19 protein-coding genes and 1 riboswitch are annotated in these 24798 nt (G+C 71.0%); of the genes, 12 read left to right on the forward strand and 7 right to left on the reverse strand.

The genetic code is table 11. The features are described 5' to 3' along the window. Positions 1-28 precede the first annotated feature (28 nt). Entirely contained in the window at positions 29-1177 is a 1149-nt protein-coding gene (cfa, locus tag ACO07H_RS21050; RefSeq protein WP_422017792.1) for a cyclopropane fatty acyl phospholipid synthase, read from the forward strand. A 3-nt stretch (positions 1178-1180) separates the two neighbouring features. Here the strand turns inward: cfa and ACO07H_RS21055 are convergent, their stop codons facing one another. The 4 genes from ACO07H_RS21055 to ACO07H_RS21070 all read right to left on the reverse strand — a co-directional run bounded on the left by ACO07H_RS21055 (position 1181) and on the right by ACO07H_RS21070 (position 6421). After that, the gene (locus ACO07H_RS21055; protein WP_422017794.1) at positions 1181-1900 is read right to left on the reverse strand and encodes an anti-sigma factor; all 720 of its coding nucleotides are present in this window, start codon (positions 1898-1900) and stop codon (positions 1181-1183) included. Then, complete coding sequence (locus tag ACO07H_RS21060; RefSeq protein WP_422018669.1) at positions 1897-2457, reverse strand: sigma-70 family RNA polymerase sigma factor; 561 nt, start codon at positions 2455-2457, stop codon at positions 1897-1899. Before ACO07H_RS21060 ends, ACO07H_RS21055 begins: the two co-directional genes overlap by 4 nt. Positions 2458-2505: 48 nt before the next feature. Further along, positions 2506-3057, reverse strand: coding sequence for a DUF3455 domain-containing protein (locus ACO07H_RS21065; protein WP_422017796.1), 552 nt, complete (start codon positions 3055-3057; stop codon positions 2506-2508). 136 nt (positions 3058-3193) lie between these two features. Continuing rightward, positions 3194-6421: a carboxyl transferase domain-containing protein gene (locus ACO07H_RS21070; protein WP_422017798.1), complete on the reverse strand. Its 3228-nt coding sequence runs from the start codon at positions 6419-6421 to the stop codon at positions 3194-3196. An 88-nt stretch (positions 6422-6509) separates the two neighbouring features. Between ACO07H_RS21070 and ACO07H_RS21075 the strand changes: the two genes are divergently transcribed. Continuing rightward, the gene (locus ACO07H_RS21075; protein ID WP_422017800.1) at positions 6510-7964 is read left to right on the forward strand and encodes a peptide MFS transporter; all 1455 of its coding nucleotides are present in this window, start codon (positions 6510-6512) and stop codon (positions 7962-7964) included. 96 nt (positions 7965-8060) lie between these two features. Here the strand turns inward: ACO07H_RS21075 and ACO07H_RS21080 are convergent, their stop codons facing one another. The 3 genes from ACO07H_RS21080 to ACO07H_RS21090 form a co-directional block, all read right to left on the reverse strand. Further along, complete coding sequence (locus ACO07H_RS21080; RefSeq protein WP_422017802.1) at positions 8061-8531, reverse strand: hypothetical protein; 471 nt, start codon at positions 8529-8531, stop codon at positions 8061-8063. 482 nt (positions 8532-9013) lie between these two features. Then, positions 9014-11947, reverse strand: coding sequence for an adenosylcobalamin-dependent ribonucleoside-diphosphate reductase (locus ACO07H_RS21085; RefSeq protein ID WP_422017804.1), 2934 nt, complete (start codon positions 11945-11947; stop codon positions 9014-9016). A gap of 86 nt (positions 11948-12033) precedes the next feature. Next, the gene (locus ACO07H_RS21090; RefSeq protein ID WP_422017806.1) at positions 12034-12603 is read right to left on the reverse strand and encodes a DUF1134 domain-containing protein; all 570 of its coding nucleotides are present in this window, start codon (positions 12601-12603) and stop codon (positions 12034-12036) included. 92 nt (positions 12604-12695) lie between these two features. On the opposite strand from ACO07H_RS21090, the gene ACO07H_RS21095 reads away from it, so the two are divergent. From ACO07H_RS21095 to ACO07H_RS21140, 10 genes are all read left to right on the forward strand, one after another. Next, a complete protein-coding gene (locus tag ACO07H_RS21095; RefSeq protein WP_422017808.1) occupies positions 12696-13127 on the forward strand; it encodes a hypothetical protein in 432 nt (143 codons plus the stop codon). Between the two features lie 39 nt (positions 13128-13166). Further along, complete coding sequence (locus ACO07H_RS21100; protein WP_422018670.1) at positions 13167-13550, forward strand: PilZ domain-containing protein; 384 nt, start codon at positions 13167-13169, stop codon at positions 13548-13550. A 54-nt stretch (positions 13551-13604) separates the two neighbouring features. Continuing rightward, on the forward strand, positions 13605-14702 hold the full coding sequence (locus ACO07H_RS21105) for a sensor histidine kinase (protein WP_422017810.1): 1098 nt from the start codon (positions 13605-13607) through the stop codon (positions 14700-14702). After that, positions 14699-15847 (forward strand): histidine kinase, encoded by a 1149-nt coding sequence (locus ACO07H_RS21110; protein WP_422017812.1) that lies wholly within the window; start codon positions 14699-14701, stop codon positions 15845-15847. The genes ACO07H_RS21105 and ACO07H_RS21110 overlap by 4 nt, the downstream gene beginning before the upstream one ends. Continuing rightward, positions 15844-16617 carry a LytR/AlgR family response regulator transcription factor gene (locus ACO07H_RS21115; RefSeq protein ID WP_422017814.1) on the forward strand — a complete coding sequence of 258 codons (774 nt, stop codon included), beginning with the start codon at positions 15844-15846 and terminating at the stop codon, positions 16615-16617. Before ACO07H_RS21110 ends, ACO07H_RS21115 begins: the two co-directional genes overlap by 4 nt. 662 nt (positions 16618-17279) lie before the next feature. After that, positions 17280-18377, forward strand: coding sequence for an esterase/lipase family protein (locus ACO07H_RS21120; protein WP_422017816.1), 1098 nt, complete (start codon positions 17280-17282; stop codon positions 18375-18377). Further along, complete coding sequence (locus ACO07H_RS21125; RefSeq protein WP_422017818.1) at positions 18359-19258, forward strand: alpha/beta hydrolase; 900 nt, start codon at positions 18359-18361, stop codon at positions 19256-19258. The genes ACO07H_RS21120 and ACO07H_RS21125 overlap by 19 nt, the downstream gene beginning before the upstream one ends. A 47-nt stretch (positions 19259-19305) precedes the next feature. Continuing rightward, positions 19306-20367, forward strand: a complete 1062-nt coding sequence (locus ACO07H_RS21130; protein WP_422017820.1) for a cupin-like domain-containing protein — start codon at positions 19306-19308, stop codon at positions 20365-20367. Between the two features lie 91 nt (positions 20368-20458). Continuing rightward, positions 20459-22675: a molybdopterin-dependent oxidoreductase gene (locus ACO07H_RS21135; protein ID WP_422017822.1), complete on the forward strand. Its 2217-nt coding sequence runs from the start codon at positions 20459-20461 to the stop codon at positions 22673-22675. A gap of 142 nt (positions 22676-22817) precedes the next feature. After that, positions 22818-22922: riboswitch (cyclic di-GMP riboswitch) on the forward strand. Positions 22923-22982: 60 nt separating this feature from the next. Continuing rightward, positions 22983-24779 (forward strand): S53 family peptidase, encoded by a 1797-nt coding sequence (locus tag ACO07H_RS21140; protein WP_422017824.1) that lies wholly within the window; start codon positions 22983-22985, stop codon positions 24777-24779. Positions 24780-24798: the final 19 nt, after the last annotated feature.

Here is a 24798-nt window from a genome sequence, read left to right on the forward strand (position 1 = left end):
CGGCCACGTCCTCGAGACCTTGCCGCACATGCAGTCCGTGTCCGCCGCCCTCGACGCCACCGCGCCGTCCGTCCTCAGTGACCTGCTCGCGCGCGCCGATGTGCGCTTCAACGGCGGCCGCCCCTGGGACCTGCGCGTCCACCACCCCCGGCTGTACCGCCGCCTGCTGACCGAGTGGTCGCTGGGTGCCGGCGAGTCCTACGTCGACGGCGACTGGGACTGCGACCGCCTGGACCTGCTGTTCGATCGGCTGCTGCGCGCCGACCTGGACCGCACCGCGCCGGGCCTGGCCAAACTGAAGCTGGTTGCGGAGAGCCTGCGCCAGCGCCTGTTCAACCTGCAGACGGTGGCGCGCGCGCACCAGGTGGGCGAGCGCCACTACGACGTCGGCAACGACGTGTTCGAGGCCATGCTGGACTCGCGCATGATCTATTCCTGCGGCTACTGGCAGCATGCGCAAGACCTGGAACAGGCGCAGGAGCACAAGCTGGCGATGATCTGCCGCAAGCTGGAGCTCCAGCGCGGCGAGACGCTGCTGGACATCGGCTGCGGCTGGGGCGGCCTGGCCCGCTACGCGGCCGAGCACCACGGCGTGCGCGTGACGGGCGTGACCATCAGCAAGGAGCAGCTCGCGCTCGCCCAGGCGCGCTGCGCGGGCCTGCCCGTGACGCTGCTGCTGCAGGACTACCGCTCGCTGCAGGGCCGTTTCGACAAGATCGTCTCGGTGGGCATGTTCGAGCATGTGGGGCTGAAGAACTACCCCGCCTACTTCGACACCGCGCACCGCCTGCTCGCGCCCGACGGCCTGTTCCTGCTGCACAGCATCGGCGTGGACCGCCGTGCGCCGCACACCGACCCGTGGATCGAGCGCTACATCTTCCCCAACGGCAAGCTGCCCTCGCCAGCCGAGCTCGCCGCCGCCGTCGAGGGGCGCTTCATCGTCGAGGACTGGCACAACTTCGGGCCGGACTACGACCTCACGCTGATGGCCTGGGCCGACCGCCTCGAGGCCGCGTGGCCCAGGCTCGGCGCCCGCTACGACGAGGCCTTGCGCCGCATGTTCCGCTACTACCTGCTGAGCTGCGCCGGCTTCTTCCGCTCGCGCCAGGGCCAGCTCTGGCAGCTGGTGCTGAGCCGGCCGCAGCGGCGCGGCGTGTACCGCTCGTTCAGGCCCTGACGCTCACAGTGCGACCGTGCGGCCGACGAACAGGATGGGACCGGTCGGGCGGCCGATGGGCGAGCCGGCCTCGGGCTCCAGCGTGATCTCGAACAGCTGCTGCGCCCCCACGGCCGGCAGCCGCGCGACGGGCATCTCCACCGTCTGGCCGGCGCGCACCAGGCCCAGCGACGTGGGCCCTGCCGCGCCCTGGGCCTTGGTCCAGAACTGCAGCGCGCGCCCTGGCGGCACGGGCGGCGTGTCGCCCACGGGCACGAGGCGCAGCGTGTGGCCGGCCTGCAGCTCCACGACCCAGCCGGCAGCGCGGCGATCGTCGGGGCTTTCGAGCAGGGCGACATAGCGCTGGCCATCGGGCACCGGCGCCACGAGGCGCAGCGCCAGCACCAGCGACGCCGCCAGCGCCAGGCCGCTGAGGCCTTGCCAGAAGCGCAAGCCCTGCCACCACGGCGCGCGGCCGGCGGGCGCCTGGCGGGACGGGGCGTTGGCATCCAGCGCCAGCGACAGCCGAGTCCACAGCGCGGGCAGGGGTTGGACAGCGGGCGCCTGCGCGCTGAGCGGCAGCAGGCGGTCCTGCCAGGCGTAGACCGCCGCACGCAGCGCCGCGTCCTGGGGCAGCGCGGCGGCCACGGCCGCGTGGTCGGCCGGGTCGAGCGTGCCCAGCACGTACTCGCCCGCGGCGGCGTCACGTTCGGCGGGGTCGCGCAGGTCGCGGAGGTCGATCAAGCCAAGCACTCCTTCAGGCTCGCCAGGCTGCGTTTGATCCACGACTTGACCGTGCCCAGCGGCGTGTTCAGCCGTGCGGCGATCTGCTCGTGCGTGTAGCCGTCCACGAACGCGTGCACGACGCAGGCGCGGCGCGATTCATCCAGCCGCTGCAGGCAGCGTTCGAGGCTGTCGGTGTCCAGCGCACGGTCGTCTTCGGCGCCAGCGTCACGCTGTTGCGCGTCGGACAAGGCGGTCAGTTCCGTCACGTCCATCACCTGCATCCGGCCCGGGTCGCGCACCGCCTTCAGCGCCGCATGGCGCACGACGGTGTAGATCCAGCCGCGTGCCGAGCCCAGCGCGGGCTGGTAGGTGGCCGCGTGTTCCCAGACCTGCATGAAGGCGTCGTGCAGCACGTCCTCGGCGCGTTCACGGTCACGCACGACGCGCAGCGCCACGCCCAGCAGCCAGCGCGACTCCCGCTCGTACAGCGCGCGCAACGCAAAGCGCTCGCCCCGCGCGCAGGCGAGCAAGGCAGCTTCGTAGTCGAACGGGGGGAGCGTGGCGGGCAAGGGCAGCGGGTGGGCGTCGGGTCCGCGTGGACTCTAGCCCACCCGAAGCCTGGATCAGGCCGCCTTCCAGAAGATGTAGTCGGCCTGGTACTTGACCACTTCCTTGCGGCCGGTGCTGCCCGCATCGCAAGGCAGGCTTGGCGCCACGCCGCCCTGGGTGGCCACGCGCTGCACGTAGCTCACGCCCTGCATCGCGCCCGCGCCGGTGGCCGGGTTGGCCTTGACGAGCTGCAGCGGGATGTTGCCCGGCGTGGACGGCGACACGGCCACCTGCGTGCCGGTGATGGCGGAGCCGTCGCTGGACGCCCAGGTCGCCGGCGGACCGAAGTAGGTGCCGACCTTGGCGCCGGCACGGCTGTTCAGGTCGGCCTTGGGGCCGACGAACACCCACTCGAACACGCCCGCGGCGCCGGCCTTGGCGCGGCATTCGTAGGTGATCTCGCCGACCCCGACGGTCTCCATGACGACGCGGTGGCCGTCCGGCACCTTGACGGCGTCGGGCAGCGCCGCCTGGCTGAACATCGGGGACGACGGCGCCATGCCGGCGCAGGCGGACAGGCCGATGGCGGCAACGAGGGCGAGTGCGGTGGGGGCAATCTTTTGCATGAAGGATCTCCTTGTGGGGGGTTGGGACATCGGTGTGGCCGAAGCTCACCCTCGTCACTAGCCCCCGGCGCCGCGTTTGGATGCAGCGGATGCAAAAAAAGTTTTCAGCGGTACCTTCGGCCGCAGCCGGCCGCCCTCACCAGGTGTCCACAAAACGGGTGTCGAGGGGCTGCAAGCGCGCGGATGCCAGGCCGCGCGCCAGCCAGGCGCGCGTCTCGGCGGGGTCGATGACGGCATCGATCTCCAGCGTGGCGGCCAGGTTGATGGCCTCGCCGTTGGCGTACTGCTGGGCGACCAGACGCTGGAACAGCGCGTCGCGCTCCGCGCCCGCCGGCAGCGCATTCAGCTCCTTGCGAAAGCCCAGCCGCACGGCGCCCTCCAGGCCCATCGCGCCGAACTCGGCCGTGGGCCAGGCGATGGTGAACACCGGCCGGTGCAGGCCGCCGGCGGCCATCGCCATCGCGCCCAGCCCGTAGCTCTTGCGCAGCACGACGGCGAAGAACGGCACGCGCAGCGCGGCGGCCGTGACGAACAGGCGGCTGACGTGGCGCACCTGCGCCTGCGCCTCCACGGCCGGCCCCACCATGAAGCCCGGCGTGTCGATGAGGCTCACCAGCGGCAGGCCGTGCGCGTTGCACAGCTGCATGAAGCGCGCGGCCTTGTCGGCCGCGTCGGCATCGATGGCGCCGCCCAGGTGCAGCGGGTTGCTGGCCAGCACGCCCACCGGCCGGCCCTCGAGGCGGGCGAGCGCCGTGTGGATGCCAGCGCCGAAGCCAGCGCGCAGCAGGAGCACGCTGCCCGCGTCGAACAGCGCCGGCAGCACGGCGCGGCTGTCGTAGACGCGCAGGCGGTTCTCGGGCACGACGTGGCGCAGCTCGCGCGCGTCGGGTGCGGCCCACTCGGCGACGCGCCCCTGGAAGAACGACAGGTAATGGCGTGCCGCGGCCACCGCGGCGGCCTCGTCGTCCACCAGCACGTCGATGACGCCATTGGCGTGCTGCACGGCGGCCGGGCCGATCTGCTCGGGCCTGAAGACACCCAGCCCGCCGCCCTCCACCATCGCCGGGCCGCCCATGCCGATGTTGCTGTGCCGGGTGGCGATGACGACATCGCTGCAGCCCAGCAGCGCGGCATTGCCGGCGAAGCAGCGGCCCGCGGCGATGCCCACCACCGGCACACGGCCGGACAGCGCCGCGTAGCTCGCGAACGTGGGCACATTGAGGCCGGCGACCACCGGCATGTCGGTGTCGCCCGGCCGCCCGCCGCCGCCCTCGGCGAACAGCACGACGGGCAGGCGCTGCGCGGCCGCGATGTGCAGCATGCGGTCGGTCTTGGCATGGTTGCGCGCGCCCTGCGTGCCGGCCAGCACGGTGGCGTCGTAGGCCATGACGACGGTGCGGGCGGTCTCCTCGCCGAACGCGTGGCCGTTGACCGCGCCGATGCCGGTGACCAGGCCGTCGGCCGGCGTGTGGGCGATCAAGTCCTCGGCCGTGCGCCGGCGCGACTGCGCGGCCACGGCCAGCGCGCCGTACTCGATGAAGGAACCGTCGTCGCACAGGTCGGCGATGTTCTCGCGCGCGCTGCGCAGGCCTTGCGCATGGCGCTTCGCGATGGCCTCGGGGCGGGCCGCGTCGTGCGTGAAGGCCGTGCGGTCGAGCACGCGCTGCAGGTCGGGACGGATGCGGTCGGGGTCGGCCGCCTCAGCGGCGTCGGGCTGCACGTCGGCACCATCGGTCGGTGCCAGCACCAGCAGCACCTGGCCGGTTTCGACGAACGCGCCCGCGGCCACGTTCAACGCCACGACGCGGCCCGCGCCGGGCGCGGCCAGCACATGCTCCATCTTCATCGCCTCGACGATGGCCAGCTCGGCGCCGGCAGCCACCACGTCGCCCACCGCCACGCTGAACTGCAGCAGCCGGCCGGCCATGGTGGCGGCGACGGCGTGCGGGTCTGCGGCCATGGGGGCGGCTTGGGCCGGCAACAGTTCGGGCAGGTGCGCCTCCAGCCAGCCGGTGTGCAGCGCGCTGCCCGCCAGTTCCGGGCGCGCGGCCAGCGTGCGCAGCAGGCCGAGGTTGGTGGCGAGGCCGTCGATGCGGCATTCGGCCAAGGCGCGTTGCGAGCGTCGCAGCGCGTCGCCGAGGCTCGGCGCGCGCACCACCAGTTTGGCGAGCAGGCTGTCGTAGTGCGGCGATGGCGTGCTGCCGGCCACTGCATGCGTGTCCACGCGCACGCCGGGGCCGGCGGGCAGGTCGAAGCGCGCCAGCCGGCCGCTGCCGGGCAAGGCCCGGCCCTGCGCGTCCAGCGTCTCGGCGTTGAGGCGCCATTGGATGGCGAAGCCCTGCGGCTTGGGTGGCGTGTCCAGGCCCAGCTCGGCCAGGCACCGGCCTGCGGCGACCTGGATCTGCAGCTGCACGAGGTCCAGCCCCGTGACCTCCTCGGTGACGGTGTGCTCCACCTGCAGCCGCGGGTTGGTCTCGATGAAGACGAACGCGCCGCGCCCCGCATCGACGAGGAACTCGAAGGTGCCCAGGCCCAGGTAGCCCACCGCGCGGGCCAGGCGCAGCGCCGCATCGTTCAGCCGCTGCCGCATCCCGGGGTCCAGCCCCGGGCTGGGCGCCATCTCGACGAGCTTCTGGAAGCGCCGCTGCAGCGTGCAGTCGCGCTCGCCGATCACGGCGACCTCGCGCCCGTCGCCCAGCACCTGAACCTCGATGTGCCGAGCACCACGCATCAGGCTCTCGACGTAGACACCCTCGACGCCGAACGCCGCGCGTGCCTCGGAGCGGCAGCGCTCGAACGCAGCCGGCAGGTCGTGCGCCTCGGTCACCACGCGCATGCCGCGCCCGCCGCCACCGGCGACGGCCTTGAGCATGACGCCGTCGCCGCCCTGTGCCGCGAAGAAGGCCTGCGCTTGCGCCAGCGTCACCTCGCCATCGCTGCCGGCGAGCACCGGCACGCCCTGCTCAACCGCCAGCGCGCGGGCGCGGGCCTTGTCGCCGAACAGCGCGAGCTGCTCGGGCGTGGCGCCGATGAACACGAGGCGGGCCGCCGCGCAGGCCTGCGCGAAATCCGCCCGCTCGCTGAGGAAGCCGTAGCCGGGGTGCACCGCGTCGCAGCCCAGGCGCGTCGCGTGCGCCACGAGGCCCGCGACATCGAGGTAGGCGGCCGGGCCGCTGGCGGGCAGCGCCACGACCTCGTCCGCCGCGGCGATGTGGGCCGAGGCGGTGTCGTCCGCCGCATGGACGGCCACGCTCGCGACGCCCAGGTCGCGCAGGGCCCGCAGCACGCGCAGCGCCACCTCCCCGCGGTTGGCGACGAAAACTTTTGCAAAGGCGGGGACCGGGGAGAAGGTGGAAACAGCCATGAACCATCCTATGCGGCGCCCTCGGAGGCCCATGTCCGCGGGATGACACGCACCGTGGCGGTCCCCGAGCGCCGGGACAATCGCACCCATGAGCCGACTCCGACAACGCCTGGCGCGCATTCCCGAAGGGTCTGCCGTGCTGTTCATGATCCAGGTCTTCGCGACGCTGGGCTTCGCGGTGCTGCAGTCCACGCTCGTGCTGTACGGCACGCGGCGCCTGGGCTTCAGCAACGACCAGGCCGCGCTGATGATGGGCCTGTTCGGCGCCTTCAACTACGGGCTGCACCTGTTCGGTGGCTACCTGGGCGGGCGGTTCCTGAGCAACCGCAACCTGTTCGTCGGCGGCATGGCGCTGCAGGTGCTGGGCTGCGGCGCCATCGCCGGCGGCACGCTGGCCGGCCTGTACTGGGGCCTGGCGCTGTTCCTGACCGGCAGCGGGCTGAACGTGACCTGCCTGAACATGATGCTCACGCAGCGCTTCGCGCCCGAGGACGACCGCCGCGAGGCCGCCTTCCTGTGGAACTACGCCGGCATGAACGTGGGCTTCTTCGTCGGCTTCGCGGTGGCCGGGCACTACCAGCTGGGCGAGCTCTACAGCACCATCTTCTGGTTCGCCACCTTGGGCAACGCCGGCGCCATCGTGCTGGCGCTGATCTTCTGGCGCACGCTGGCGGACCGCGACACCCCGCTGTCGCAGCACCGGGGCGCCGGCTTCTGGGGCCGCTTTGCCGTCGGCATCGCGGTGCTGGTGGGCCTGGTGCCGCTGCTGGCCTGGCTGCTGCAGCACCCCAGCGACACGGCCATCGGCATGAAGGCGCTGTGCGCCGCCGTGGGCGTGGCGCTGGTGGTGATGACGATGCGCCATCCGGTGCCGGCAGAGAAGCGCCGCATGCAGGCCTACCTCGTGCTGATGCTGGGCTCGCTGGTGTTCTGGTCGCTGTACCAGATGGCGCCCAACGGGCTGCAGATGTACGCGGTGGGCAACGTCTGGCTGAACGTCTGGGGCGTGCCCGTGGCACCGCAGTGGGTGCAGAACATCAACACCGTCGTCATCGTCATCGGCGGCCCGTGGCTGGCCGCGGTGTTCGCCCGCTGGCGCGCCAGGGGCTGGCCGGTGGACATCCCGCTGCAATTCTCCGCGTCCCTCGTGCTGATGGGCCTGGGCTTCCTGGCCCTGCCGTTGGGCATCCGGCTCGCCGATGCGAGCGGCCACGCGGACTTCTTCTGGCTGTTCCTCAGCTACGTGCTGCAGAGCGTGGGCGAGCTGCTGATCTCGCCCGTGGGCTACGCCATGATCGGGCGCCTGGCGCCCCGGCAGCACCAGGGCGTCATGATGGGCAGCTGGATGCTGGTGACGGGCCTGGCGTCGTTGTTCGCAGGCGACTTCTCGGGCGTCGTCGCGCAGCCGGTGGATGGGTCACCGCTGACCACGAATGCGGCCTATGCGACGCTGTTCATGCAGCTGGCGGTGGGGAGTCTCGTCACAGGCGCCGTGCTGTTGGCGATGAGACCCAGGCTGCGGCGGCTGATCGACGGCGGTTGACGTCAAGGGCTGCCAAGGGCGGCAGGCCAATGCAGGTGCGCCGTGTTGGTTGAATAGCCATGCCATCCGATGGCCGCGACCCGCCGGGTTCAGGCCTCACTTCAAACCCATGGCCTTTTTCAACTCATCCTTTGCGTCTTTGAACTCCTGCGCCGCCAACACAAACTGCTTGTCGAAGGAATTTGGATTGGCCCTGACTGCTTTTTGGATGGCGTTGATCGGCAGCTCGAAGCTGTCACTTTTAAGATGCTGAAGAAGAGATTTGGCGTATGCCTCGTTGTGGTCGGCAAGCGAAAGAAGCATCTTCTGGATGCCGACGGCGGATGCAATCTTCTTGACGACCTTGATGCAGTTTTTCAGCTCGGCAGTCTGCTTTTTAAGCTCTTGCATTATTTTTTTCTCGTCAGCCTCCTTCAACGCCTTTTCGTTCTGGATGAATTTGGAATTTTTGATTTTGTTATTGAGGTCCGTGCAGGTTTTCGCGAGATTTCCAATCTCCGTGGAAGTCAGCGACTTTGAGATAAGGCCGATCACGTCTTTCGGCAAAGCCTTGAATGGATCACTCATACACTCTCCCTTCAGTCATCGATGCAAAATCTCGGCTCCACGCTGAGATGCCGAGCACCAGAAATCCGTTCAGACTCGTTGACAGGATTGCCGTCAAGATCAGACAGGCCAAACTGGTTTGGAAAATTGACCCGCCAGATATGCGCAACCGAAAAATTAGCAAGGTGCGCCATGTTTGCTCAAGGCTGCCGGGGCACGCATCCTCAATCGACATGAATTGGGTCTCGCCGGCATCCCAACGGCAAGGAATTGGCGTGACTGTCAACCTTTAGAGCACTGCGCAAAACCTGCGCTCCACAGACATCCCGACCCGCACGATGGCCGCCCCGATGCGTCCCGCATCCAGCCGTCACGACCTGCTGACGTCGGCATCCTTCGCCTGACCTGTCCATACGGGAGCAGCGCTCCTGCGCCAGATCAGCTGTCTCATCGCCGACATCGCGGCGATGTGCACACTCAGCAGCGGAATGTGTCGCCCGCCGTCACCCGCACTGCCCGACATACCCGCAAGCCGTGCAGAAATCGCACCCGTCCTTGTGGATCATGGTGGCGTTGCCGCACTCCGGGCAGGGCCGGCCGGCCTGCACCAGCAGCGTGCCGGCCGCCGCGGCCAGCTTGGGCGCCGGCGTCTGCAGCAGGCCCATGTCGGTCAGCGGCTGGCCGGCCTCGTCGAGGATGCCCAGCATCGCGTAGCGGTGGATGACCAGCCGCGCGACGTAGGCCACCGTCGACGGCCAGACCTGCTGGCGGCGGGCCCTCGCATCCGCGCCGTGCAGTGACGGCACCGGCGCCATGAAGTGGCCCAGCGGCTCGCCCACGTTGAGCAGCTTGCGCAGCTTCATCGCGATCCAGCCCGGGTCCATCACGCGCATGTCCAGGCTCAGCAGCCGCGCCAGGCCGTCCAGCGCCTTGGGGTAGTTGCCCGAGAAGCCCATGGCGCAGGGCCGCGTGACGCTGCCGCCCGAACCTTCCGATCCAGGCGTGGGCAGCAGCACTTCCTTCAGCGTCAGCGTGAACTGCTCGTTGGTCGCCGGGTTGTCCACGTCCACCGCCCAGGCCAGCGTGCCGGAGGTGCCGGTGCGCGGCTCGTTGCGGCTGAACATGGCGTCCACGACCGGCGTGGGGCCACCCTCGGCCAGTGCACCGAGCTGCTCGCAGCGCCAGCGGATGACCGCCGCCGTGGCGGCGACGACGCCGGGGAACAGGCGCTGCTCGCCGCTCGGCGGCATCGGCATCTCGAAGGCGCGCTCCTCCTGCACGGTGGCGAGCGCGTCCAGCTTCAGGCGCAGCCAGGCGGCGTCGTTGGTGCGCAGGTCCATGGACAGCGTCTTGGCCAGGGCCGACAGGCCGCGCGGCTGCTCGGCACCGTTGACCCAGACCTCGAACGGCAGGTTGCGGCCGAACAGGCCGGCGTCCGGCCCCTCCAGCGGCAGCTCGCCGATGAAGAGCGCGAAGTCGCCGTGCGGATGCTGGATCAGGTAGCTCCAGGCCGGGTTGCCGCCGGGCATGTCGGGGCGGCTGGGCCAGCGCAGCGAGGCGACGACGGCATGGGGCAGGCGCTCCACGCGCAGGCGCTGGTTGGCTCCATCGACATCGGCGCCCGAATCGGGACGCAGCGGCTCCGGCTGCTTGACCTCGGGCGTCACGCTCAGCACCGACCCCAGCACGCTGTTGGGCCGGTAGGTGGCCAGGCCCTTGAGCTTGGCTTCCCAGGCCTGGACGTAGAGGTCCTGGAAATCCTCGTAGGGGTAGTCCGCCGGCACGTTGACGGTCTTGCTGATCGACGTGTCGATGTAGGGCGCCACGGCGGCGACCATGGCGGCGTGGTCGGACGCGCTCAGTTCCAGCGCCGTGACGAAGGCGTCGGACAAGGGCGCGTCGTTGCCGAACAGGTGGCGGTACAGGCGCCAGGCATGGTCCTCGACCTGGTACTCCTTGAAGCCGCCGCCCTCGCTCTGCGAGAGGCGCTTCTTGCGCGTGTAGGTCCACGAGAACGCCGGCTCGATGCCGTTGCTCGCGTTGTCGGCGAAGGCCAGGCTGATGGTGCCGGTGGGCGCGATGGACAGCAGGTGCGAGTTGCGCAGGCCCTGGGCGCGGATCTTGTCCTTCAGCGCTTGCGGCAGGCGCGACGCGAAGCTGCCGCCGGACAGGTACAGGTCGGCGTTGAACAGCGGGAAGCTGCCGCGCTCGGCCGCGATGTCGCTGGACGCCGCGTAGGCCGCATCGCGCATCACTTCACTGATGCGGCTGGCCATGTCGCGCGCTTCGCTGCTGTCATAGCGCAGGTTCAGCATCACCAGCGCATCGCCCAGGCCCGTGAAGCCCAGGCCCACACGGCGCTTGTTGGCCGCCTCCTGCTGCTGCGCCGGCAGCGGCCAGGGCGTCACGTCCAGCACGTTGTCCAGCATGCGCGTGGCGACTGCCACGACCTCGGCGAAGCCGGCCTCGTCGAACGCCGGCCTGGCGCTGAACGGGTCGCGCACGAAGCGCGTCAGGTCGATGGAGCCAAGGCAGCAGCAGCCGTAGGGCGGCAGTGGCTGTTCGGCACACGGGTTCGTCGCCGCAATCGTCTCGCAGTAATGCAGGTTGTTGTCGGCATTGATGCGGTCCAGGAACAGCACGCCCGGCTCGGCGTGGTCGTAGGTGGAGCGCATGACCTGGTCCCACAGCGCGCGGGCGCGCACCTTGCGGTAGACCCACTGGCCGTCGCCGCGCTGGTAGGCGCCGGCCTCGATCTGCTCGGCGCTGGGCTGGGCCTTGTGCGCCAGCTCGACCGTCTCATCGGCCTGCACGGCGGCCATGAACGCATCGGTCACGCCGACGGAGATGTTGAAGTTGCGCAGGTCGCCCTGGTCCTTGGCGTGGATGAAGGCCTCGATGTCCGGGTGGTCGCAGCGCAGCACGCCCATCTGCGCGCCGCGGCGGCTGCCGGCGCTCTCCACCGTCTCGCAGCTGCGGTCGAAGACGCGCATGTAGCTGATCGGGCCGGACGCATGGCTGCGCGTGGAGCCCACCCAGGCGCCGGCCGGGCGGATGCGGCTGAAGTCGTAGCCCACGCCGCCGCCGCGGCGCATGGTCTCGGCGGCTTCGGTCAGCGCGGTGTAGATGCCCGGCACGCCGTCTTCGGCCGTGGCGATGGAGTCGCCCACCGGCTGCACGAAGCAGTTGATCAGCGTGGCCGACAGCTCGGTGCCGGCGGCAGACATGATGCGGCCGGCCGGCACGAAGCCGCGCTGCTGCGCGTCGAGGAAGGCTGCCGCCCAGCGCACGCGGTCGGCCGGTGGCTCGGCCTGGGCCAGCGCGCGCGCCACGCGTTCGCGCAACTCGTCGGGCGTCTGCTCACCGCCCTTGGCGTATTTCTCGATCAGGACTTCGCTGGAGATGTCCTGCACGGGCAAGTTGGCGGTGGTGCTCACGATGGGCCTCGATGCTGTATGAAATCACAGTCTACGCCGTTGCCGCGGCCGGCTCGCCAGACAAATCGGCCGCGGCTTGACCGGCGTCAGAAAGGATTGATGCTCTTCTCGCGCCGGTAGTGCATGTAGCCCACGCTGGCCCCCGCACGCAGGCCGACGCCCAGGCGGATGGGTGCCAGCACGATGCCGTTCAGCCGCTGGTAATTGATGCCGGCGCCGCCGATGTAGTACAGGCTGCCGTCCACGCCGGGGAAGCGCTGGTAGATGGCGCTGAGCTTGGGCAGCTTGTAGACCAGCGTGAAGACCTTGGATGCATTCGCGCCCAGGTCGAAGCCGATGGACGGGCCGGCCCAGAAGACCTTGGACGCGCCGCCGCCCTTCATCGTCAGCTCGCCTTCGCCATAGCGCAGGCCGACGGTGATGGCGGCCGAGGCTTCCTCGCCCTTGATGTAGGCATTGGGGCGCCCCTGCTCCTTGAAAGCCTTCTCGACGACCTTGGCGAGGCCCTCGGTGGTCTGGCCGAAGAAGTCGGTGGCCGCCTTGAGGATGGAGTCCTCGTCGTAGGTGCCGTCCGCGTCGTCAGCGGCGATGGCGGGCAATGCCGAGGCGGTAGCCAGGGCGGCCAGGTGTTGCAGGTGCTGTCGACGGTCGAACATGGTGGTGAATCCTCCTGGAGCGGCCAGCATATCCAAGGCAATGTGAAGTTTGTCCGCCATTTGCGCTTGTACACAACCTAGACTTGGCCGCCATGTCCAATCCCGACCTCCAGCGGCTGTCGGCCGCCCTCGAATACGTCGACCTCGCGGCCGGGCTGTATCTCGCCGGTGGTGCCGACCACGCCGCGCGGCTGCTGGCGGCCGCAGCCGAGCAGCAGTTGGGCGACCTGGTGCGCCTCATCGATGCGCCCAGCGCGACGGTGGACACGCGTGAGCTGCTGGCCCGCGTCGCGCGCGCACACCGGCCGGCCGTCGTCGCGCCCCGCCAGACGCCCGAGCGCGACCTCGACAGCCCGCCCACGAGCCCCGACGGCGTGCGCGAGGAAACCATCGCCTTCCTGCGGGCTGCCTGGTTCATGCTGGAGGCCATGGGCCTGGCCTCGCTGTCGCCCGAACGGCTGCAGCAGGCCGTCGAGCACAGCACCGTGTTCAGCAGCGGCAGCGAGCTGGAGCCTTTCGTCTAGGATCGGCCGACCCCACTCGGTCAGCACCGGGAGACCATCATCAGCACCGAACGCCGCCAATTCGCCCGCGTCGCCTTCGCCGCGGGCGCCGAGCTGATCACGACGCAGGCACACCTGCGCTGCCAGGTGATCGACATCTCGCTCAAAGGCGTGCTGCTGCAACTGCCGGCTGGGCAGGCGCCGCAGGCCGGCATGCCCTGCCTCGTCAAGCTGCCGCTCGGCGACGGTGCAGCGGACGACATCGTCATCTCGATGGCCGGCGAACTCGCGCATGTCGAAGGCGACCATGCCGGCGTGCTGTGCCGCAGCATCGACATCGAGTCCATCACCCACCTGCGCCGCCTGATCGAGATCAACCTCGGTGACGCGGCCGCCTCAGAGCGCGAACTCAAGGCGCTGATTGCCGCGGCCGGGACGCCCTGAGCCCGGTTCGTCGCATCCCGACCCGGGCCGCGCCCGGCGCCCGACAATGACTGCATGGAGGACTCGACCCCGCTGCAGGCCTTCCGCCGCGTATGCAATCTGCGCCTGGTGGCGGCCGTCTACTACTTCTGCCTGCTGCACGCGGTGTCGCGCTCGCTGACGTGGTTCGGCGGGGACATGCCGGTCCGGGAGGCGATCTTCGACACCATCCGCTTCTCGCGGCAGTCGCTGCTGACAGGGCTGTCGCTGCTGGCCTTCGTCGCGCTCGCCGAGGGCCTGCTCGCCAACCGGCGCTGGTCTGCGCGGGCCACGATGGCCATCCAGGCCGGCGCCGTGGCGGTGGGTGCGGCAGCGGGCACCTGGTCGCGCTACTACATCGCCAAGCTCGAAAAGGGCTACAGCGACGTCAGCCTCGCCTGGTTCGTCTCGACGATCGCCATCTGGACGCTGCTGGGCGGCATGGCCTACATGCTGCTGCGCTTCAGCCGCGCGGAGCGTGCGAGCCGTGAGCAGCTGGGCCGGCTGGCGCGCGAGCGCGAGCTGCTGCTGGGCCAGCAGACCGAGGCCCAGCTCTCGGCGCTGAACGCGCAGATCGAGCCGCATTTCCTCTTCAATACGCTGGCCAACGTCAAGCGCCTGTACGAGACCACGCCGGAGCGCGGCCGCGACATGCTGGTGGCGCTGATCGCCTACCTGCGCGCGGCGCTGCCCGGCATGCGCCGGCACGAGTCCACGCTGGCCGACGAGCTGGAGCTGGTGCGCCATTACCTGGCCATCCTGCAGATGCGCATGGGCGAACGGCTGTCGTTCGGCATCACGGCCGACCCGGCGCTGCTGGCCATGCAACTGCCCACGCTGGTGCTGCCCACGCTGGTGGAGAACGCCATCAAGCACGGCCTGTCGCCACTGCCCGAAGGCGGGCGCATCGAGATCCGCGCCGCGGCACAACCCGGCGGGGGCATGACGGTGGAGGTGGCCGACAACGGCCAGGGCTTCGGTTCGGCCAGCGGCGGCGCGGGCGTGGGCCTGGCCAACACGCGCGCCCGGCTGGCCGCCCGCTTCGGCGACGCAGCGGCGCTGGAGCTGGAGGCCGCCCAGCCACGCGGCGTGGTGGCACGCGTGCGGCTGCCGGCGCAGGTGCTGGCCGCATGAGCGCTGTGCCGGCCCGCCCCCACGCAGGCCCGCTCGTGGCTGGCGTGACGGCGCACCGCGCGACCGGTGCGCCAGTGATGACGATCTGGGCCGCCTGGCGCTCTCTGCGCCCGCGTGAAGCGGCGGTCTTCATCGTCGCCAGCCTCATGTTCGGCGCCATCGACCTGACCTCCCTGCTGGAGTACCACGTCGGCACGCAGCTGCCACAGGTGGTGACCCGCTCCGTGCTGATGCCGCTGCTCTCGGGTCTGGTGCTGCTGCTGTGCTGGCTGCCTGCCGCGCGCAGCGCTGCGACCGGAGCGGCCCGGATGCGCCAGCTCGTGCTGGCCACGCTGCTGGGCTCGGGCCTGGGCATGGTGCTGGCGCAGGTCGTCACGCTGGCGCTGCCCTGGCCGTCGATGTGCGACCTCATCCGCGCCAGCTACGGCAAGCCGCCATGCATCCCGCTGCGCCCGCTGGCACTGATGGGCGACACGCTGTGGGTGTTCATGCCGGCATTGATGATCGTCGGCCTGCTGGAAATCCAGGCCCGCCGGCGCCGCCAGCAGGACGCCGCCGAGACGCTGCTGCGCGAACACGGCGAACTGCGCCGCCACGCACTGGCATCGCAGCTCGCGGCCCTGCAGGCGCAGGTGGACCCGCCGCTGCTGTTCGATGCGCTCGTGTCGGTGGAGCAGGCCTACGGCCGCCGCGACCCCAGCGCCAGCGCGCGGCTGGAGCGGCTGATCCAGCACCTGCGCGTGGCGCTGCCGCGGCTGCCACGGCACCACCCGACGCCGTCCGGCAGCGGCGGCGCCACGCTGGCCAGCGAGGCTGAGCTGATCGCCAGCTACCTGGCCCTGCTGCGCGACCTGCACGGCCAGGCGCCGGCCTTCGACGGCGAAATCGGTGCACACGCGGCGACCCCGCTGCCACCCATGCTGCTGCTGCCGCTGGTGCAGCGCGCGCTGCGCCTGGGCCGCCCCGGCCAGTGCTGGCTGCAGGCCGCCGACGGGCGCATCACGCTGGGCTTTGACCAGGAAGGCCTGTGCAGCGAAGACGCCGACCTGGCGTCACTGCGCGAACGCCTGGCCGTGCTGGGCGGCCGGCTGACCTGCGCCAGCGGTGCAGGCCGGACGCTGTTCACGCTGGAGTTGCACGCATGAGCCTCTTGTCGCCCACCGCCGTCGTCGCCGAGGACGAAGCCCCGCTGCGCGGCGAACTCGTCGAGCAGCTCGGCAAGCTCTGGCCCGAGCTGAGCATCGTCGGCGAAGCCGCCGACGGGCTGGAGGCGCTGCGCCTGCTGGACCAGCACCGCCCCGATGTCCTCTTCCTCGACATCCAGATGCCCGGCGCCACCGGCATCGACGTGGCGCGCCAGGTCAACGGCCGGGCACACGTCGTCTTCGTCACGGCCTACGACCAGTACGCCATCGCCGCTTTCGACCAGGGCGCCGTCGACTACCTGCTCAAGCCGCTGGCCGGCGCGCGGCTGTTCACCGCCATCTCGCGGTTGAAGGCACGGCTGGGCCAGGCACCCGCCCAACTGGGTGGCGTGCTGGAAGAGCTCGGCACCCGCGCCAGCGTGCCGGTGCCCTCGGCCACGCGGGCGCCGCTGCGCTGGATCAACGCGTCGGTGGGCCAGACGCTGCGCCTGATCACCGTGGACGAGGTGATGTTCTTCCAGAGCGACAACAAGTACACGCGGCTCGGGCTGAAGGACGGCGAGGCGCTGATCCGCAAGCCGCTGAAGGAACTCATCGACGAGCTGGACCCCGAGCAGTTCTGGCAGATCCACCGCTCCACGCTGGTCAACGTGAATTCGATTGCCAGCGTGAGCCGGGACTTCCGCGGGCGCATGCAGATCAAGCTCAAGCATGGGAGCGAGATGCTGCTGGTGGCGGAGAGTTGTGCGCATCTGTTCAGGCAGATGTAGGTTCTGTTCTTGGATGCTTTTGCGGCTGTCCTGATGACTCGATGCCGAGTTGCCGGGAGTCCGCCCCGGCGGGCGGGTAACTTTTCTCTGCTGCGCCAGAGAAAAGTCACCAAAAGAGAGGCGCTGAACCGCACACCAGCACCACTTGCGCTCGCTGCGCACGCCACCAACCCCTCGTTGTGTGGGACGAAGCGACCCGCTTCGCTCTCGCTGCTGTCCTTGTCACCCGCACCATTCATCGCAGCGGCGGGCCGCCTAACGCGCGGCTGCACGCCGGGCTCACGAAAAAATCCAATGCAGCGTCGCTCGGCGACGCGACCGCTGCGTAACGTCCTTGGCGTCGCCCCAGCGACGCGGCATTCCCTGGTGAGCCCGGCGTGCAGCCGGCGTTAGGCGGCGCAAAGGGACGCGTCGTGACACTCGTCAAAAGGACAGCAGCGAGAGCGCAGCGGCTCGCGTCTGGGCGCAATACCGCTTTCGGCTTTGAACCCCGCACGCGGCACTTGGTGCTCGTGTGCGGTTCAGCGCCTCTTCTTTGGTGACTTTCTTCTGGCGCCGCAGAAGAAAGTTACCCGCCTGCCGGGGCGGACTCCCGGCAATGCATCGAGCTGACACGCTCTCCCCGAGAACAACCAACCCAACAACGGCGGCATGATGCACTCATGCCCAGCCCTCACCTGCTTCGCGGCGCCAGCCGCCTTGCCGTCGACGCCACCACCGGCGTCACCGACCTCGTCGAGGCCATGCACGCCGAGATCACGCGCTGGCCGCTGACGGCGCAGCGGGACCGCACGTCCGGCCTCACCGGCCTGGTCTACCGCAGCGTGCGCGGCGTGACGACGCTGGTCGGCGGCGGGCTGGACGTGGCGCTCGGCGCACTGGCACCGCTGCTGCCCCAGGCAGCAGGCGCCAGCGCCGTGCAGGCCGCGCTGAACGGCGTGCTGGGCGACTACCTGGAAGCCACCGCCAACCCGCTGGCCACCCCCATGGGCCTGCATCCGCTGGCCGACGGCACCGGCAACGAGGGCCCGCCGCTGGTGCTGCTGCACGGCCTGTGCATGAACGAGGCGCAATGGCAGCGCAACGGTGCCGACTTCCCCGCCGCTCTCGCCGCCCTGGGCTACCGGCCGCTGGGCCTGCGCTACAACAGCGGCCGGCCGATCTGGCGCAACGGCGCCGAGCTCGCCGCGCTGCTGGACGACGTGCCCGGCCCGCTGACGCTGCTCGGCCACAGCATGGGCGGCCTGGTCGCCCGCAGCGCCATCGCGCAGGCCCAGGCGCAGGGCCGGCGCTGGCCCGGGCGGCTGCGCTGCCTCGTCACGCTGGGCACGCCGCACCAGGGCGCGCCGCTGGAGCGCGGCGGGCAGCAACTGCAGCAACTGCTGTCGCTCAGTGCCTACGCCCGGCCGCTCGCCGGCCTGGCGGCGCGTCGCAGCGCCGGCATCCGCGACCTGCGCCATGCCAGCCTGCTGGCAGCCGATGCCGGCAAGGCCAGCCGCGTGCCGCTGCCCGACGGCGTGGCCTGCTATGCGGTGGCCGCCACCACGGCCAAGAAGCCCGGCGGCCCGCCGGCTCGCTGGCTGGGCGACGGCCTCGTGCCGGTGGCCAGCGCGCTGGGCCAGCACCGCTCGCCGGCGCGGCGCCTGGCCTTCGACGACACCGCCCTCTTCACCGGCCTGGGCCACCTCGCGCTGCAGACCGACGCCGCCGTGCTGACCCGACTGACCCACTGGTTGACGCCATGCTCCACCCGTTCCTGACCCGCCTGCTGCTGAGCATCACGCTGCTGGCGGCGTCGCCGGCCTTCGCCCAGTTGCTGAGCTTCCAGCAGCTCCTCGACCGCCCGGACCGGCCCAAGGCCGACCAGCGCATCGCCTATGGCGACGATGCCAGCCAGTTCGGCGAGCTGTGGCTGCCCAGGGGCGCGGGGCCGCACCCGGTCGTGCTGATGATCCACGGCGGCTGCTGGCAGGCCAGCCTGCCCGGGCCCGAGCTGCTGGCCTTCCAGGCCGATGCGCTGCGTTCGGCCGGCGTCGCCGTCTGGAGCATCAGCTACCGCCGCGTGGGCCATGCCGGCGGCGGCTACCCGGGCACGTTCCAGGACGTGGCGCGGGGCACCGACCGCCTGCGCCAACTCGCCACGCAATACCCGCTGGACCTGACGCGCCTCGTCGCCACCGGCCACTCCGCAGGCGGGCATCTCGCGCTGTGGGCCGCCGCCCGGCCGCGCATCGCCGTCGGCAGCCCGCTGCACGCCGCATCGCCGCTGCCCATTGCCGCCGTGGTCGCCGTGGCCGGCGTGCCCGACCTGGCGTTCGCGTCGCGCCAGGGGCTGTGCGGCAAGTCCGTCAGCCAGTTGCTGGACCTGGACACCCGCGGCCAGGACGCCGCCGTGTGGGCCGACGTGTCGCCCGCGGCGCTGCTGCCGCTGCACGTGAGGCAGACGCTGGTGCACGGCATCTACGACGGCATCGTGCCGCCCGTGCAGGGCCACGGCTACCGCGCGAAAGCCACGCAGCTGGGCGACGCGGTGGAGATCGTCAACCTTGACGAGGCCGGCCATTTCGAACTGATCGCGCCGTGGACGCCGGCCGGGCGGCAGGTGGTCGACCGCCTCGTGCGCGCCACGCGCGCGCCCTGAGCCGCACGCCACAAAATCCCCGTCGTTCCACTGTCGCCCCCGCAGCCATGACGCTCTCCCCGATCAAGCCCCCACCGCGGCCCCGGCCCGCGGCCCTGCTGGACCTCACGCCCGACTGGCTGCAGTGGGTGGCCGACAACCGGCTGTGGGACTGCGCGCCGGCCTCCATGCTCGCCACCATGGTGGCGGCCGGCCAGGACCCGGCCACCAGCGAGGCCGCCATCGCGCAGATCGAGCAGGACCCGGTGTACCTGTCGGCGCGGCGCCACCAGCAGATGCTGCGCAAGCTGGAATCGGTGTGCGCCAACCTGCAGCAGGTCTGGCAGAGCGACCCGGCTTACGGCGTCATCGAGAAGCGCCGCGGCGTGTCGCGCGACGAGTTCGTCGGGCGCTACGTGCGCGGCTGCCGGCCCGTCGTGCTGCAGGGCGTGGCGGACGACTGGCCGGCGATGCGCCGATGGTCGCCCGCCGACCTGCGCGAGCGCTTCGGCCACCTCGCCGTGGACGTGCAGGTGGGCCGCAACGCCGACGCGCTGTTCGAGCAGAACAAGGAGAAGCTGCGCCAGCGCATGACGGTGGCCGAGTTCGTCGACCTCGTCGTGAACGGCGGCGCGACGAACGACCATTACCTGACGGCCAACGACGAGATGCTGCGCCGGCCCGAGTTCATGCCGCTGCTGGCCGACATCGGCAGCATGCCGCCCACCTGCGACCGCAGCCTGCTGCACACGGCCGCGTCGTTCTGGTTCGGCCCGGCCGGCACGCGCACGCCGCTGCACCACGACACGCTCATGCTGTTCCACACGCAGATCGTGGGCCGCAAGCGCTGGCGCCTGGTGTCGCCGCTGCAGACGCCGCTGCTCTACAACCGCATGGGCGTCTACAGCCCCGTCGACCTGGACGCGCCCGACCACGCCCGCTACCCGCTGCTGCGCCAGGCCCGGGTGCTGGAGACGGTGCTGGAGCCGGGCGACACGCTGTTCCTGCCGCTGGGCTGGTGGCACCAGGTCAGCTCGCTGGCGCTGAGCATGTCGTTCTCGTACACCAACTTCGATGCGGACGTGCCCAACGAATTCAGCTACGTGAACCCGAGCATCGGCAACTGGTGAGGCCGTCAATGACCCGGCGGCTCCTGTCGCCGGCTTGACGCGGGGAGCGCGCGGGCGTCGGGAGAATCCGCCGAAACACCAGGAGACACCCATGCCCGAGAGCCACTACCGCATCTGCCCGCTGTGCGAGGCCTGCTGCGGCCTGGAGGTGAAGACCGAAGGCGCCCAGGTCGTGAGCATCCGCGGCGCGACGAACGACGTCTTCAGCCACGGCTACCTGTGCCCCAAGGGCGTGAGCCTGAAGGACTTGCACGAAGACCCCGACCGCCTGCGCACGCCGCTGATCAAGCGCGACGGCGCCTTTGTCGAGGCGACCTGGGACGAGGCCTTCGCCGAGATCGAGCGGCGCCTGCTGCCCATCCGGCGCGAGCACGGGCCCGACGCGGTGGCGATGACGGTCGGCAACCCGGCCGCGCACAAGGTCAGCCTGCTGGCCTACACGCCCCGCCTGTCGCGGGCGCTGGGCTCGCGCAACGCCTTCAGCGCCTCCACGCTGGACCAGATGCCCAAGCAGCTCAGCGCCGGACTGATGTTCGGCCACTGGCTGTCCATCCCGCTGCCCGACATCGAGCGCTGCGACTACCTGCTCATCCTGGGCGCCAACCCCATGGTCAGCAACGGCAGCCTGTGGACGGTGCCCGACTACCGCGGCAAGGCCAAGGCCCTGCGCGCGCGCGGCGGGCGCATCGTCGTGGTGGACCCGCGCCGCAGCGAGACGGCCGCGGCCGCCGACGAGCACCTGCCCATCCGCCCCGGCGGCGACGCGCTGCTGCTGGCCGGCATCGCGCACACGCTGTTCGACGAAGGACTGGTGACGCTGGGCCGTCTCGAAGGCCACGTCAACGGGCTGGACGACGCGCGCGCCGCCGTGCTGCCGTTCGCGCCTGAAGTGACCGCCGCCGGCTGCGGCATCCCGGCCGACACGCAGCGCCGCCTGGCCCGCGAGCTGGCCGCCGCGCCGCATGCCGCCGTCTACGGCCGCATCGGCACCTGCACGACGCGCTTCGGCACCGTGAACTCCTGGCTGGTGGACCTCATCAACGCGCTGACCGGCAACCTGGACCGCGAGGGCGGCGCGATGTTCGCCAAGGCCGCCGCGTTCGCGCCCAACACCCAGGGCAAGCCCGGTGACCCGGTCGGCGTGGGCAAAGGCGTCACCACCGGCCGGCGCAAGAGCCGCGTGTCCGGTGCGCCCGAGGTGTTCGGCGAGTTGCCCATCACCGTCATGGCCGAGGAGATCGAGACGCCGGGCGAAGGCCAGATCAAGGCGCTCATCACCATCGCCAGCAACCCGGTGCTGTCCGCGCCGGGCGGGCCACGCCTGTCCCGGGCGCTGGCGCAGCTGGACTTCATGCTCAGCCTGGACATCTACCTGAACGAGACGACGCGCCATGCCGACGTCATCCTGCCGGGTCTGTCGCCGCTGGAGGACCTGCATTTCGACGTCGCGTTCCCGCAGCTCAGCCATCGAAACCATGCGCGGTTCTCGGGCCCGGTGTTCGACGCCGTGCCCGGCACGCCGCAGGAGTGGCAGACCCTGCTGCGCCTGTGCGCGTTGCTCGAAGGCCGCGGCCTGGACGTGGACGTGCAGCAGCTCGACGACGAGGCCATCGCGGCCGACGTGCGCCGCTTTGCCGGCGACGCCACGCCGGCCGTGCTCGCCGCGCTCCAACCCTGGCGCGGCCCGGAGCGGCTCATCGACCTGCAGCTGCGCGTGGGCCCCTACGGCGACCAGTTCGGCCGCAGGCCCGGCGGGCTGACGCTGGCCCAGGTCAAGGCCGCCAGCACCGTCGAGGGCGGCGGCGTGGACCTGGGCTCCCTCACCCCGCGCATCCCCGAAGTGCTGCGCACGCCCAGCGGCAAGGTCGAGCTGGCGCCACCGTCCATCCTGGCCGACCTGGCGCAGGTGACGGCCGAGCCGGCGCCCGCGTTCACCCTCATCGGCCGGCGCGACACGCGTTCCGGCAACAGCTGGATGCACAACCTGCCCGTCCTCGCCAAAGGGCCCGAACGCTGCACGCTGCTCGTGCATCCCGGCGACGCGGACCGGCTGGGGCTGGCCGACTACGCCCACGTGAAAAGCGCCGTCGGCGCGCTGGTCGCCCGCGTGGAGCGCAGTGCGGACATGAGCCCGGGCGTCGTCAGCCTGCCGCACGGTTGGGGCCACGACCTGGACGGCGTGCGCATGGGCGTCGCGCGTGAGCGGCCGGGCGTGAACATGAACGCGCTGCTGGACGACGCCGCGCGCGACCCGCTCAGCGGCAACGCGGTGCTGTCCGGCGTCGCCGTCGAGATCGCGCCGGCTTGAGCGTCGGTCCGTCTGCGTCGTGACAACCAGCCCATGCAGACTCACGACCAACAAAGCTCGGCACGCAATGAGGCATAAATCACACTCAGTCCTGACGGCAAAACGCAGAAATGATCGACAACACCTAGACTGACCCTGTTTGACAACCTGAGGGCAAACCCGTCGAAAGGCGGGGACGCAAAGCCACCGGCCTAAATCGTCTGCACGTGCATCCCACGGCAGCCGACACGGCAGCGGGGCCGCCAAGACCCAAGGTCTTGATCCGCGTGGCCCTCCCGTTTCTTTTTCTTTGCACGGGACCCTGGCCATGCGCAGCACCACTCTCTCCTGGACCCTCAGCCTTCTGGCCGCCGCGGCGCTGACCGCCTGCGGAGGCGGCGACGGCGGCAACCCCACCGTCCAGGCCAGTGCGGCACCCGCGGCCGTCTCGCTGAGCGTCGCGCTCGATGGCGCGGCGGCCGATGGCGTCATCGCCCAGCCCAGCTTCCACACCGCCGCCGTCGCGCTCGACGAGCCCGAAGACGGCGCCGCGCCGCACCGGGCATTCGCGCTGTCGGGCCTGTCCACCCGCCATCTGACGCCCGCGGGCCTGGACGACGCGACGCGCGCCCGCGCTTTAGGCGCCGGTGCCGGTGAAGCCGCACCGATGGCGGCAACCACGGCCGTCACCACCTACACGCCGGCACAGGTCCGCGCCGCCTACGGCCTGCCGGCGCTGCCCGCCAGCACCACCGGCCTGACGGCGGCCCAGGCCGCGCAGCTCGGCGCCGGCCAGACGATCTACATCGTCAACGCCAAGCACGACCCCAACATCGTCGCCGAGCTGGCCGCCTTCAACGCCAAGTTCGGCCTGCCGGCCTGCACATCGCGCATGCTGACCGGCACCAGCGCGCTGCCGCTGCCGGCTGCCACCGCCGGCTGCGAACTGGTCGTCGCCTACAGCACCAGCGCCGGCGCGCTCACCGGCACCGCCCCCGCCTACGACAGCGGCTGGGCCACCGAGATCGCGCTGGACGTGCAGTGGGCCCATGCCACCGCGCCGCTGGCGCGGCTGGTCCTCATCGAGGCGCCGGACGCCGGCGTGACCAGCCTGTCCAGCGCCGTCGCGCTCGCCAACAAGATGGGCGCGGGCGTGGTGTCCATGAGCTTCGGCGCGGCCGAAGGCAGCTGGACGAACAGCTACGACAGCATCTTCTCCGCCGCCGGCATGAGCTACGTGGCCGCCACCGGCGACAACGGCGCGGCCGTGTCGTGGCCGTCCGTGTCGACCAAGGTGCTGGCCGTGGGCGGCACGTCGCTGACCTACAGCGGCAGCGGCGCACGCAGCGAGACCACCTGGACCGGCACCGGCGGCGGCATCAGCGCCTACGTGGCCCTGCCCAGCTACCAGAGCGGCACCATCGGCGGCTATGCCAAGCGCGCCGTCGCCGACGTGGCCTTCAACGCCGACCCCAACACCGGCCAGTACGTGGCCACGATCCCGCAGAGCAGTACCACCACGCGCTGGGTCAGCGCCGGCGGCACCAGCCTGGCCACGCCGCAATGGGCCGGCCTCGTGGCCGTGGCCAACGCACTGCGCGTCGCCTCGGGCAAGACCGTGCTGGGCCAGCCGCACGCGGCCGTCTACCAGCAGATCGGCGCCGTGCCGACGCAGTACGCCTCGGCCTTCAAGGACATCGCCAGCGGCAGCAACGGCAGCTGCACGACCTGCACCGCCAAGGCCGGCTACGACACGCCCACCGGCTGGGGCACGCCCAACGCCGCCGCGCTGCTGACCAGCCTCAGCGGCGCCAGCGTGACGGGCAGCAGCCCGACGCCGGCCACACCTGTGGCCAGCGGCCCGACGCTGACGACCACCAGCCTCAGCGGCACGGCCGGCAAGGCCTTCACCGGCACCATCGGCTACAGCGCGCCGGGCGCCAGCAGCCTGTCCATCAGCATCGCCGGCGCGGCCAGCGGCATGGGCTTCGCGGCCAGCAGCACCGGCCTCACCGTCACCTGGCCCAAGCCCGTGGCCGGCAGCACCACGCTCGTCATCACGCTGAAGGACAACCTGGGCCAGAGCAGCACCGGGAACGTGGTGGTGACCATCAACGCGTCCTGATCGGGCCTAGCATCGCGGC

The sequence above is a fragment of the Roseateles sp. genome, from assembly GCF_965229315.1.
GTDB lineage: Bacteria > Pseudomonadota > Gammaproteobacteria > Burkholderiales > Burkholderiaceae_C > Pelomonas.